This is a genomic window from Caballeronia sp. ATUFL_F1_KS4A, assembly GCF_023630905.1.
In the GTDB taxonomy this organism is placed as follows: Bacteria; Pseudomonadota; Gammaproteobacteria; order Burkholderiales; family Burkholderiaceae; genus Caballeronia; species Caballeronia zhejiangensis.
The window spans coordinates 453,120-465,633 of the sequence record NZ_JALQEB010000029.1 but is presented as its reverse complement, the minus strand read 5'-3'; the positions used below and the strand labels follow the sequence as shown (position 1 = coordinate 465,633).

Below are 12,514 nucleotides of genomic sequence, written 5' to 3'. Positions count from 1 at the left end.
CTGGATGTCGTTGGTAGGCTCGATTGGACTCGAACCAACGACCCCCACCATGTCAAGGTGGTGCTCTAACCAGCTGAGCTACGAGCCTACGGAAGCCGCGAATTATAGGGGAAAGTTTCGCGTTGTGGGGATTCTCAGGCGAAAATTTTTGATCGAGGATTTTTCGGACGTGAAGACCGCTCGACCGCAACTTCGTCAGTTTACATAACACAAATTATCGGAGTTATTTGTAGGTCCCAAGTGGGAAACACCGCAGCCATACCGCGCGTCAGCCGCCACGAGCCGCCGGTATCACCCCGCATGGCCCGTAGCCAAACGATCATCAACTCCTTTTCAAACCCTGCCACGCCTCACCGTCCGGAAAGCGATGCCTGTCGAGCGACGACGCTTTCATCTCGATGCTGTAGCCCGGTTTCTGCGGCGGCATGTATCGCCCATTGCGGATCACGACCGGATCGACAAAATGCTCGTGCAGATGATCGACATATTCGAGCACGCGATTCTCCAGCGACGCCGACACGCAAACATAGTCGAAGATCGAAATGTGCTGCACGTACTCACACAGCCCGACGCCGCCCGCATGCGGACACACCGGCACGCCGAACTTCGCCGCCATCAGCAGCACGACGATCACCTCGTTCAGCCCGCCAAGACGGCAACTGTCGATCTGACAGAAGTCGATCGCCTCGGCCTGCAATAGCTGCTTGAACATCACGCGGTTCTGGCAGTGCTCGCCCGTCGCGACGCCGATCAGCGGACTCAGGCGCTGGCGGATGGCCGCGTGCCCGAGCACATCGTCGGGACTCGTCGGCTCTTCGATCCACCATGGATTGAACTCCGCGAGACGTCGCATGTTGGTCACCGCTTCGTCGACGTCCCATACCTGATTGGCGTCCATCATCAGCTTCGATTTTTCGCTGATCTCTTCACGCAAGATGCGCGCGCGCCGCACGTCTTCCTCGATGTTTCCGCCGACCTTCTGCTTGAAATGCGTCCATCCTTGCGCGACGCCTTCACGCGCGAGCCGGCGGATCTTGTCGTCGTCGTAGCCAAGCCAGCCCGCCGACGTCGTATAGCCCGGATAACCTTGTTCGAGCATTTCCTTCACACGTTCGCCGCGCGTCTTTTCATGACGCTTCAGAATCGCGATAGCCTCATACGGCGTGATGGCGTCGGTCACGTAACGGAAGTCGAGGCAACGCACGAGCTCTTCCGGCGTCATGTCGACGAGCAGCTTCCACACCGGCTTGCCCTCCGACTTCGCCCACAGGTCCCATGCCGCGTTGACGACCGCGGCCGTCGCGAGATGGATCGCGCCCTTGTCCGGGCCGATCCACCGCAACTGGCTATCCGACGTGAATTCACGCCAGAACGCACCCATGTTCGCGGTGATGTCCGCGAGCTTCTTCCCTACGATTTGCGGCGCCAGCGCATTCACGGCCGCCACGCAGATCTCGTTGCCACGGCCGATCGTGAACGTCAGGCCGTGGCCCGTGTGCCCTTCCGGTGAATCGGTTTCGAGCGTGACGTAGGTAGCGGAATAGTCCGGCGCCGCGTTCATCGCATCCGAGCCATCGAGCGAACGCGATGTGGGAAAGCGAATGTCCCTCACGGACAGCCTGGTGATCGTCGTCATATGAACGCCCTCCGAAAGCGTCGTCGACCAAGTCGAGTCTGCGATTTAACCGATGAAAAAGTCGCTACGTCCCAATCTTCGAACTAGGCATATGCACGCGTTGACAACGCCGTCGATGCTTTCTAGCATGCTAGCATCCATCTCGAAAATCAAGCGCCGGTGAACACGTCTCTCGATACAGCGACGACCGTCAGCACTCCCTATGATGCACTGCACAAGATCGGCAGCGGCGAACGCGGCAGCCTGACCGATGCAGTCGAGGCAGCGTTGCGGGAAGCTATCGTCACGCTGGCGCTGGAGCCTGGGATGATGATCGACAAACTGGCCGTCTGCGAGCGCATGGGCGTCTCGCGATTTCCGGTTTCCGCCGCGCTGGCCCGGCTCGAGCACGCAGGTCTTGTCGAAGTGTTGCCGCAGCGCGGCACGCGCGTGAAGCCCATCGCGCTCGAAGACATTCATCAGCATCTGTTCATTCGCAGCGCGCTCGAAGTCGAGACGGTGCGCGGCGTCGCCCGCATTCGCGAGGCCGCGACGCTCGACGCGCTCGCGCTCAATCTCGAACAGCAACGGATGATGCTGAAGACCGATCAGCGTCTCGCCTTCCATACGCTCGATCTCGCCTTCCACGAAATCCTGCTCGACGCGATCAACCTGCCGCGCGTGAAGGAGATCGTCGCCGTGTCGCGCAGCGCGCTCGATCGCGCGAGACAGCTTCTCGCGAGTCCGGAGCGCCTCGTCCATACGCTCGATGAACACGAACGCATCTTCGACGCCATTCGCAGCGGCGACGCCGACACTGCCGCGAAGGCGATGCACGATCATCTCGATCAGGTCGTCGCGGAATTGCGCCGTTCGGCGCAGGAACGGCCCGACCAGTTCGCGCCATAGCCGTTCGACGCACGTATGACAGGTCCAACGAAACCGAGCATTCATGCCACATCCATGACACCCCTCATCTCCGTCAATCAGTTGAGCAAGCGCTTTCCGGGCGTGCGCGCGCTGCATGAAGTGCGCTTCGACGTCATGCCGGGCGAGGTCCATGCGTTGATGGGCGAAAACGGCGCGGGCAAGTCCACGCTCATGAAGATTCTCGCGGGCGTGTACACGCGCGATTCCGGCGACATGTTCGTCGACGGCAAGCCGGTCGACTTCACGAGTCCACGCGAGGCGCAGGCATCGGGCATCGGTATCATTCATCAGGAACTGCAACTGATGAATCATCTGACGATCGCGCAGAACATCTTCATCGGCCGCGAGCCTCGCAAGCTCATGGGCTTGTTGCTCGACGAAGACAAGCTCAACGACGACGCCCGCGCGATTCTCGCACGCATGCATGTGAATCTCGATCCGCGCACTGTCGTCGGCACGCTCACGGTCGCGAGCCAGCAGATGGTCGAGATCGCCAAGGCGCTGTCCTTCGAATCGCGCGTGCTCATCATGGACGAGCCGACTTCCGCGCTCAACGATGCGGAAATCGCCGAGCTGTTTCGCATCATCCGGCAATTGAAGGAGCGCGGTGTCGGCATCGTCTATATCTCGCACAAGATGGACGAGTTGAAGCAGATTTCCGATCGCGTGACCGTGATGCGCGACGGCGAATATGTCGCGACCGTGAACACGCATGAGACGAGCGTCGAGACGATCATCGGCATGATGGTCGGCAGAACGCTCACCGACCTCACGTCGTTTCTCGGCGGCGCGCATCAGGGCGAAGTGGCGCTCGAGGTGCGTCATCTGAACGCCGGGCCGCTGGTACGGGACGTCAGTTTCAAGTTGCATCGCGGTGAAATCCTCGGCTTCGCCGGCCTGATGGGCGCGGGTCGCACCGAAGTCGCGCGCGCGGTGTTCGGCGCGGACCCGGTGGAATCAGGAGAGATTTTCGTCAAAGGCGCGAAGGCCGCGATCAGAAAGCCGAGCGATGCGGTGAAGCGCGGCATCGGCTACCTGTCGGAAGACCGCAAGCGCTTCGGTCTCGCAACGGGCATGGACGTCGAATCGAACATCGTGATGTCGAACCTCGGCAAGTTTCTCGCGGGCCGCATGTTCCTGCGCCGCGCGAAGATTCGCAAGACGGCCGCGCATTTCATCAAGCTGCTCGCGATCCGCACGCCCTCGCCTACTCAGCCCGCGCGCCTGCTTTCGGGCGGCAATCAGCAGAAGATCGTCATCGCGAAGTGGCTCGAGCGCGATTGCGACGTGCTGTTCTTCGACGAGCCGACGCGCGGCATCGATGTCGGCGCGAAGAGCGAGATCTACAAGCTGTTGCGCGCGCTGGCGCAGGAAGGAAAGGCCATCGTGATGATTTCGTCGGAGCTTCCGGAAGTGCTGCGCATGAGCGATCGCATCGTCGTGATGTGCGAGGGGCGCATCACCGGAGAGCTGTCATCGGGCGAAGCGACGCAAGAGCGCATCATGCAGCTCGCGACGCGGCGCGAATCTTTGCAAGCGGCATAAGCCGGACTTTCGAACACACGAGGTCAACTCATGACACAACCCACGGATACCGCGCCGCTCACCAACGAACGACGCATTGGCGGCCTGCGCGCGCGCGTGTTTTCGCCTACTGCATTGCAGAAGCTGCTGGCGTTCGCGAGCCTCATCCTGCTGCTGGCGTTCTTCAGCTTCGCGTCGCCCGCGTTCATGCAGATGGACAACATCCTCGGCATCCTGCAGGCGACGGCGGTCAACGGCGTGCTCGCGATCGCGGCCACGTTCGTCATCATCACGGGCGGCATCGACTTGTCCGTCGGCACGTTGATGACCTTCACCGCAGTGATATGCGGCGTGTTCCTCACCTACTGGCATTTGCCGATGTGGATTGGCGTGATCGCCGCGATCGTCACCGGCGCGATATGCGGAACCATCTCGGGCACGCTGACCGCGAAGATGAAGATCCCGCCCTTCATCGCGACGCTCGGCATGATGATGCTGCTGAAGGGCTTGTCGCTCGTCGTCGCGTCCGACAAGCCGATCTACTTCACCGACACCGAAAACTTCTACATGATCTCGCAGGACTCGCTGATCGGTTTTTTCCTGCCGAGCGTGCCGATTCCGAACGCGGTGCTGATCCTGTTCTTTCTCGCGATCGCGAGCGCCATCACGCTCAATCGCACCGCGCTCGGGCGCTATACGTTCGCGCTCGGCAGCAACGAGGAAGCGGTGCGTCTTTCGGGCGTGAACGTGGACCGATGGAAGATCGCCATCTACGGTCTGGGCGGCGCGATTTGCGGCATCGCCGGACTGCTTATCGCCTCGCGGCTGAATTCGGCGCAGCCCGCGCTCGGACAAGGCTACGAACTCGATGCGATCGCGGCGGTCGTCATCGGCGGCACGTCGCTATCGGGCGGCTCGGGAACGATACTCGGCACGATCATCGGCGCGTTCATCATGAGCGTGCTGACCAACGGCTTGCGCATCATGTCGGTCGCTCAGGAATGGCAGATCGTCGTGACCGGCCTCATCATCATTCTCGCGGTGTATGCGGACATTCTGCGGCGCAAGAAAGGCGGAGCGTGACAGGGAGCATCAAAGCTCGCACGGCGAGCACAAATCGATAACCTGACCTTTGGAGGAGATCCATCATGCTGAAAAGAAGAATCATCGGCGCACTGATCGGAGCGGGCGCGCTCGTCGGCGCAACGAGCGCCGCGTATGCGGACGAGCCGTATATTCCGCTGATATCGAAAGGCTTCCAGCATCAGTTCTGGCAAGCCGTGAAATCGGGCGCGGAACAGGCCGCGAAAGAGCAGAAAGCGCGCATCACGTTCGAAGGCCCCGAAACCGAAGCGATGGTCGACAAGCAAATCGACATGCTCTCCGCAGCGCTCGCGAAGAAGCCGCAGGCGATCGGCATTGCCGCGCTCGACAGCAAGGCCGCCGTTCCGCTGCTCAAGCGGGCGCAGAACCAGAAGATTCCGGTGATCGCATTCGACTCGGGCGTGGATAGCGACATTCCGCTCACCACCTGCGCCACCGACAATCTCGCCGCCGCCGCGCTCGCCGCCGACAAGATGGCCGAAGCCATCGGCAATGCGGGCGAAGTGGGCGTCATCGTTCACGATCAGACGAGCCGCACCGGCATCGACCGGCGCGACGGCTTCCTCAATCAGATGAAGTCCAAGCATCCGAACATCAAGATCGTATCGGTGCAGTATGGCGGCGGCGATCATCTGAAGTCGGCGGAGATCGCGAAGGCGATGATTCAGGCCAATCCGAACATCAAGGGCATCTTCGGCGCCAATGAAGGTTCGGCCGCGGGCGCGGCTATCGGCATCAAGGAATCGGGCAAGAAGCTCGTGCTGATTGGCTACGACTCGGGCAAGGAGCAGAAGGAAGACATCATGTCGGGCCTCATGGCGGGTGCGATCACGCAGAATCCGGTCGGCATCGGCAGGTGCGTCGTCGATTCGGCGATGAAGGCGCTCAAGGGCGAAAAGCTGCCGAAGAAGGTCGATACCGGCTTCTACTGGTACGACAAGTCCAACATGAACGATCCGAAGATCGCCGCCGTGCTGTACGACTGATCGGCAAAGGACGGGGTCGCGCCCGTCCTCTTCTCTTCATGCGATCACGTCCAGGGAACGTGCACGCGATCGAGATTCCTGTCGAGCTGATACGCCGCGCTGATGAGCGCGAGATGCGTCAGCGCCTGCGGAAAATTGCCGAGCGCCTCGCCGCTCGTCGCCACTTCCTCCGAGAAGAGCCCGAGATGATTCGCGTAGGCGAGCATCTTCTCGAACACGAGCCGGCCTTCGTCGACACGTCCGGCGCGCGCGAGCGCCTCCGCATACCAGAACGAGCACGCGGAGAAGCCGCCCTCGGTGCCGGGCAAGCCATCGAGCGTCGAGCCGCGCGTATAGCGGAAGATCAGCGGATCGACGCGCAACTCGCGGCCGATTGCATCGAGCGTGCCGATCCAGCGCGGATCTTTCGGGCCGATGAAGCGCACGAGCGGCATCATCAATGCAGAGGCGTCGAGCGTGTCGGAGCCGGGCGTCTGCACGAAACTCTCGATGTCGTCGTTCCAGAACTGTTCGTGAATGTCGCGATGGATTTCATCGCGCGTTTCGAACCAGCGCGCAAGCGGCGCGGGCAACGAGCGCTTTTCTGCAAGCCGCAGCGCGCGATCCACCGTCACCCAGCACATCAGACGCGAATGCAACAATGCGCGCGTGCCGTTGCGGAACTCCCAGATGCCGTTGTCCGGCTCGCGCCAGTGTTCGACGACGTAATCGACTGTGCGCGTCACGTGACGCCAGCCATCGTAGGAGATGGCCGCGCCGTACTTGTTGTAGAGATAGACGGAATCGAGCAGCGCGCCGTAGACATCGAGCTGAACCTGCTCGCGCGCTCCGTTGCCGATCACGATCCGTCCCGGCACTTCGCCGACGAGACTCTTCAGCTCGCTTTCTTCGGGCGCGTCGGCGCCATCGACGGAATACATCACACGCAACTGGCCGTGCGCGCTGCAATCGCGGCTGCGCTCGGCGATCCACTTCATGAAGCGTTCCGCCTCGCCGGTGTAGCCGAGGCGCAGCAGCGCGTAGACGGAGAACGCGGCGTCGCGTATCCACGTGAAGCGATAATCCCAGCGGCGCGAACCGTCCTGCGCCTCGGGCAAGCCGAAGGTCGGCGCGGCGACGATCGCGCCGAATTCTTCCGAACTCAACATCTTCAAGGTCAACGCCGAGCGCAGCACGACTTCGCGATAGCGCCCGCGATACGTCGAACGCGACGACCATTCCTTCCAGTAATCGATGGTCTCGGTGAGGATCGAGTCGTGATTCGCGTCGATGTCGGCGAGCCCTTCGGCCTCGCCGAGCACGAAGCAGGCGCAAGCGCCTTCTTCCAAATTCAGCGTCGCGCATGCGCTCTGGCCGTCGATCGTAAGCGGCACATTCGAGCGCAGCCGCAACGACGGCGCACCGTCGTCGCGCATGAATTCGACGCCCTTCTCCACCGCATGGGCCGTGTGCTTCGCGCGCGCGTAATCGAAGCGCGGATCGCAGCGCACGTCGAGCGTCATGCGTCCGAAGACGAGTCGCACGATGCGCAGCACGCAGTTCGGCAACGCATCGGCGCGCGTCGCGTTCGATGCGACCGGCATCAGATCGAGCAGCTCGCACACGCCGTCGCCGGTCATGAAACGCGTGAGGAGCACGTTCGTTTCGGGCAGATACATCTGCTTGACGTTCGCGTTGGGCGCGCGCGGCGTGATGGCGAAAGCGCCGCCGCGATCGCCATCGAGCAGCGCGGCGAAGACCGTGGGCGAGTCGATGCGCGGGAAACACATGAAGTCGATCGCGCCGCAAAGCGACACGAGCGCCGCCGTCTTCATGTTGCCGATCATGCCGCGCCCGTCGACGGGCAGCGCGGCCGGTGGAATCTGCTCAGGATGGTGTCCCATCGCGAAGTGCTCCCGACGAGCGTGGAATGACATCGTCGGAAATCGAGCAAGTCATATTCCTGTCGAACGCGACCGCTACGATGCGTGCGACAAACGCTAGACAGTGCGAATCAGCGCGCGGCGGTCCGGTCGCCCGGTGCGGTCTCCGGATGCTTCGGCGCGTCGCCGAAAGCGGCCGCGCTCGCGGCGCCGTCTTGCGCGGCGAGCACGGAAGGCGTCGGCACGGGGGCATCCGCATGACGCGAACGGCCGAAGCTCGCGATATAGACCACAGCCGCCACGGCGACGCCCACCAGAACGGCCGCCACAGCCACGCCCGACGACTTTCGTCTCATTACTCCTCCCTTTCGGATACGATGACCCCGGCTCGCGGCCCGGTCCCGCGTCGATGGTAGCAGCGCGAGGCGTGTCATCTGCGTGGGCCGCCGCGCACTGCCGCAAAAAAATCCCAAACAATCCGAGGACATTCCATGCACGCCGCTACGGCATTCAATCTGGTGCTCGTCTCCTTGATCGCCATCATCGCGCTCGAAGTGCTCGCCAAGCGCGTGCGCCTGCCACCCGCGGCCGCACTGCTCGTCGGCGGCGTCGCGATGGCGTTCGTGCCGGGCCTGCCGCAATTCGAGCTCGACCCGGAGCTCGTGCTCGTCGTGTTCCTGCCGCCGCTCCTGATGTACGGCGCGTACTTCTTCGTGTGGGACGACTTCAAGCGGAACCTGAGCGGCATTCTGCTGCTCGCGATCGGCGCGGTCGCGTTCACGACGCTCGTCGTCGGCGTCGCGGTACATCTCGTCGTGCCGCAACTTCCCTGGGCCGCGTGCTTCGCGCTCGGCGCGGTCGTCTCGCCGCCCGACGCGGTCGCCGCCAAGGCCGTGCTCGAGCGCGTCGCGCTGCCGCGTCGGCTGATGGTGCTGCTCGAAGGCGAAAGCCTGCTCAACGACGCCGCCGGCCTCGTGCTCTTCCGCTTCGCGCTCGTGGCCGCGATGAGCGGCGTGTTCAGCGCGCCACGCGCCGTCGCGAGCTTCGCGGGGCTGGCGATCGGCGGCATCGTCGTCGGGATCGTCGCGGGCTTCATCGCGGTGAAGCTCATGCGCGCGCTCGAGGACGATTACCTCGTCATCACCACGTCGATGCTGACGTCGTGGGTCAGCTATATCGCGGGCGAGGAGCTCGGCGTATCGAGCGTCATCGCGACGGTCACGTGCGGCATGGTCGTCGGCTGGCACCAGCACGAAGTGTTCACGGCGGCGCAGCGCATGCGCGGCACGGCGTTCTGGCAGGTTGTCGTGTTCGTGCTGGAAGCGCTCGTGTTCGTGCTGATCGGACTGTCGCTGCGCGGCATCGCGGTGCGGCTCGGTGGCGTCGGCGATGCATTCTCTCTCCTCGGACCCGCGACGGCGGCGGTGATCGCGGTCGTGATCCTCTCGCGCTTTGTCTGGGTGTTCGGCGTCGAGGCGATGAAGTGGCTCGCGTGGACTGTCACCGGACGCAAGCGCGCGGACGCCGCAGGCGTTCCCGACTGGCGCGCGGCCACGGTCGTCAGTTGGGCCGGCATGCGCGGCGTGGTGACGCTTGCCGTCGCACTTTCGTTGCCCGAGACGATGCCCGGCCGCGATCTGATTGTCTTTGCCGGCTTCGCGGTGATTCTCGTCACCGTGCTCCTTCAGGGCGCGACAATCGGCCCGCTCATCGCGCTGTTGTCGCTCACGCGCGGTCACGAGCGCTCGTCACGCCATCTCAGCGAGCCGCAGGCGTGGGCGCGCATGGAGACCGCGCAACTGGCGGCGATCCAGCCACTGGTGCACGACGCCGATGGCAATGTGATCCATCCGCGACTGCTCGAGCAATACACGTATCGCGCGGGACTCACGAAGCGCTTCGAGGACATGGAGGAGTTCCCGACGGATGCCCGCCACGCGCACTACGACGTCGTGCTCGCCGCGATTGCCGCCGGGCGCACGGAGTTGCTGCGGATGCATCGCGCGGGGGAAATCCACGACGAGCTTCTGCATTCGCTGGAGCACGACCTCGATCTTCAGGAGATCATCGCGCTTCATGCGCGCGGTTGAGCAGGATCGCGCGCCCATGTTTCGTCGCACTGCATCCACGCATAGGCCGTGACGGTCGCGCGCCCGTTGTTCCTCAGGCGGATGAGCCACTCGCCCGCGGTCGCGCGGCGCACGCCGCTGCGCGTGGCGGTCGGCGCGAGCGCGACGAGGATCATGTGCCCTTCGCCGCGCGCGCCGCGCCCGAGATGCACGACGGTGCACACGGGATCGCCGCCGCGCGTAAACGTGCCGACGTTGCCGAGCCCGATCCATGCACTCGCGACGTCGTCGGGCGGCACGATCTGCACGTCGACGCCAGGCGTTCCATCATCGGTCGACAGCCAGATTTCCGCGAGACTCGGCGATTCGGAATGCGCGCGCACGCGCCAGCGCCACTCCGATTCCGCGCGCTCCGCGAGCGTCGATGCACCGCGACAGCGCGACAAGTCGACATTGCCGGAGGGAAGCACGACCGAGCATGCGCCGCTGTCCATCAGTTCGTCGAGCGCGCATTCGATGAGCGAGCTGCCGTCCTGCTGCCACGCGACATTGCCGATATTCAGACTGACGAGCGCATGACACGCCGCACTGCCGATGTCCTGCGCGCGCTGCACGACATAGCGGACGGCGTCGAGTACTTCCGCATCGGGGCAAGGGCCGAACGCGTCGCGCATCGTGCGATAGCGTCGTTTGAGTTGCACGCCGATCATCGGCAAGGGCGCGTCGCAAACGGCTGTCGATTTCGTGCGCGACGGATCGTACATGCATGCGCCCGCCGCTTCCGCATGAAGGCGCGCGTCGCCCAGAAGCGCGTCCATCTGATGTTTGAGCAGCTCGCTTCCGTAACCGAGCCCGGCTGCGGAGTCGGCGGGATGGTTCTGATTCCAGAAGCATTGAAAGCGCGTGCGCGTTCCGTTTGCATCCTCGGAGAATCGCGGATGCGTGAACGCGATATCTTCATCGCACACGCCGACGATCGCATTGCCCAGCCCTTCGCGCATCGGTGCATGATCGGCAGGCACGCGTTCCGTACGCGCATCGACGTGCGTTGGAATCGCCAGCGCCTCCGTGAAGCGCTCGAACTTGCCCGCGAGATCGGTGTTCAGATGCGCGAAGAATTCGCGCGTCACGTGAGCCGTGCAGAAGCGCGTCGCTTCGAGCCCCGCGGGCGGATCGCGATAGAGCGCCGACATCCAGATCCAGCGTTGCCAGCCGTTACGCTCGATCGTCTGCGCGAACTGCTGCGCGGTCTCGCCGCCCTGCTTCATCTCGATGGCGATGGGAATTCGGCCGCGCGGCATGCCGCCGAGATCGCGATAGCGCGTCGCGTGCGCCCACACGATGTATGGATCGATCCGCGCGATGGGCTCGAACGCTTCGCTCACCGTGCCGATCTCCCAATGCGGGCTCATCTTCGCTCCTGTCGCCTGCATTCCGCCGACGATTGGTCGCCATGGCCGCGACGCGCGCGAATTTGTCGGTTGATTATTTCGGGACCCGAAAGAACTTAGACGTTCGCTAACGAATAACGTAGTCACTCGGACGACGAGAAGCAAGCGGAATTACGCGCGGGAACGCTCGCCTCGCGCTTGCCCTTCGCGCGCCTTGCAAGCAGGTTCAAACCTTCGACGAATCCCGCGAAGCCCATCGCCGCGTAGATGTAGCCCTTCGGCACGTGCGTGCCGAAACCCTCGGCGATCAGCGTCATCGCGATCACGAGCAGGAACGAGAGCGCGAGCGTCACGACCGTCGGATTGCGTTCGATGAAACGCGAGAGCGGTTGCGCGGCGAACAGCATTGTCGCGACGGCGAAGATGACGGCGATAAACATGATCGGCAGATGCTCGGTCATGCCGACCGCCGTAATGATGCTGTCGACGGAAAACACGAGATCGAGCAGCAGGATCTGGCCGATCGCAGCCCACGCCGTCATGCCGCCGACGCTCGACGCGACGCCGGGCACGACATCGTGCTCGCGTCCGACGTGATGACGCATCTCCGTCGTCGCCTTCCAGACGAGGAACAGGCCGCCCGCGAGCAGGATGATGTCGCGCCACGAGAACGCATGATCGAACATGGAGAACACCGGCGTGGTCAGTTGCGCGATCCACGCGACCGTGCCGAGCAGCGCGAGCCGCATGACGAGCGCGAGCATGATGCCGATGCGCTGCGTGCGCGCGCGTTGCGCCACGGGCAGCTTGTTGCTGAGAATCGAAATGAAGACGAGATTGTCGATGCCGAGCACGACTTCCATCACGATCAGCGTGACGAGCGCGGCCCAGACGGCGGGATCGGCGGCGAGCGAAAGGAGATATTCCATGAGTAACAGGGTTTTTGATTGAACGTATCGCGCCATGATCGGCTGAACTCGTACTCGAAAAAATCAGCGATAATCGAAGCCCTACTTCGGTTTTTTCGATGTAT

General features: G+C 63.2%; 10 protein-coding genes and 1 tRNA gene. 5 read left to right on the top strand and 6 right to left on the bottom strand.

Going from position 1 to position 12,514, the window contains the following annotated elements; translation table 11 throughout:
* Nucleotides 1-11: 11 nt before the first annotated feature.
* A tRNA-Val gene (locus NCS03_RS17355) sits at nucleotides 12-88 on the bottom strand.
* A 234-nt stretch (nucleotides 89-322) separates the two neighbouring features.
* Nucleotides 323-1,636, bottom strand: a complete 1,314-nt coding sequence (locus tag NCS03_RS17350; protein WP_250529466.1) for an L-fuconate dehydratase — start codon at nucleotides 1,634-1,636, stop codon at nucleotides 323-325.
* Between the two features lie 159 nt (nucleotides 1,637-1,795).
* On the opposite strand from NCS03_RS17350, the gene NCS03_RS17345 reads away from it, so the two are divergent.
* From NCS03_RS17345 to NCS03_RS17330, 4 genes are all read left to right on the top strand, one after another.
* A complete protein-coding gene (locus tag NCS03_RS17345) occupies nucleotides 1,796-2,524 on the top strand; it encodes a GntR family transcriptional regulator (RefSeq protein WP_175979340.1) in 729 nt (242 codons plus the stop codon).
* 54 nt (nucleotides 2,525-2,578) lie between these two features.
* Entirely contained in the window at nucleotides 2,579-4,090 is a 1,512-nt protein-coding gene (locus NCS03_RS17340; RefSeq protein WP_175979339.1) for a sugar ABC transporter ATP-binding protein, read from the top strand.
* A gap of 30 nt (nucleotides 4,091-4,120) precedes the next feature.
* A complete protein-coding gene (locus NCS03_RS17335) occupies nucleotides 4,121-5,152 on the top strand; it encodes an ABC transporter permease (protein WP_250529465.1) in 1,032 nt (343 codons plus the stop codon).
* Nucleotides 5,153-5,217: 65 nt separating this feature from the next.
* Nucleotides 5,218-6,159, top strand: a complete 942-nt coding sequence (locus tag NCS03_RS17330) for an ABC transporter substrate-binding protein (RefSeq protein ID WP_008353355.1) — start codon at nucleotides 5,218-5,220, stop codon at nucleotides 6,157-6,159.
* A 44-nt stretch (nucleotides 6,160-6,203) separates the two neighbouring features.
* Here NCS03_RS17330 and NCS03_RS17325 read toward each other — a convergent pair whose 3' ends face one another.
* Nucleotides 6,204-8,042: a glycoside hydrolase family 15 protein gene (locus NCS03_RS17325; protein WP_175979338.1), complete on the bottom strand. Its 1,839-nt coding sequence runs from the start codon at nucleotides 8,040-8,042 to the stop codon at nucleotides 6,204-6,206.
* Nucleotides 8,043-8,152: 110 nt separating this feature from the next.
* Nucleotides 8,153-8,377, bottom strand: coding sequence for a hypothetical protein (locus NCS03_RS17320; RefSeq protein ID WP_008353357.1), 225 nt, complete (start codon nucleotides 8,375-8,377; stop codon nucleotides 8,153-8,155).
* 135 nt (nucleotides 8,378-8,512) lie between these two features.
* Between NCS03_RS17320 and NCS03_RS17315 the strand changes: the two genes are divergently transcribed.
* Nucleotides 8,513-10,111, top strand: coding sequence for a Na+/H+ antiporter (locus NCS03_RS17315; RefSeq protein ID WP_175979337.1), 1,599 nt, complete (start codon nucleotides 8,513-8,515; stop codon nucleotides 10,109-10,111).
* Here the strand turns inward: NCS03_RS17315 and NCS03_RS17310 are convergent.
* Nucleotides 10,096-11,502: a hypothetical protein gene (locus NCS03_RS17310; RefSeq protein ID WP_250529464.1), complete on the bottom strand. Its 1,407-nt coding sequence runs from the start codon at nucleotides 11,500-11,502 to the stop codon at nucleotides 10,096-10,098. The two genes, NCS03_RS17315 and NCS03_RS17310, sit on opposite strands and share 16 nt — an antisense overlap.
* Before the next feature lie 122 nt (nucleotides 11,503-11,624).
* Complete coding sequence (locus NCS03_RS17305; RefSeq protein ID WP_008353360.1) at nucleotides 11,625-12,410, bottom strand: TerC family protein; 786 nt, start codon at nucleotides 12,408-12,410, stop codon at nucleotides 11,625-11,627.
* Nucleotides 12,411-12,514: the final 104 nt, after the last annotated feature.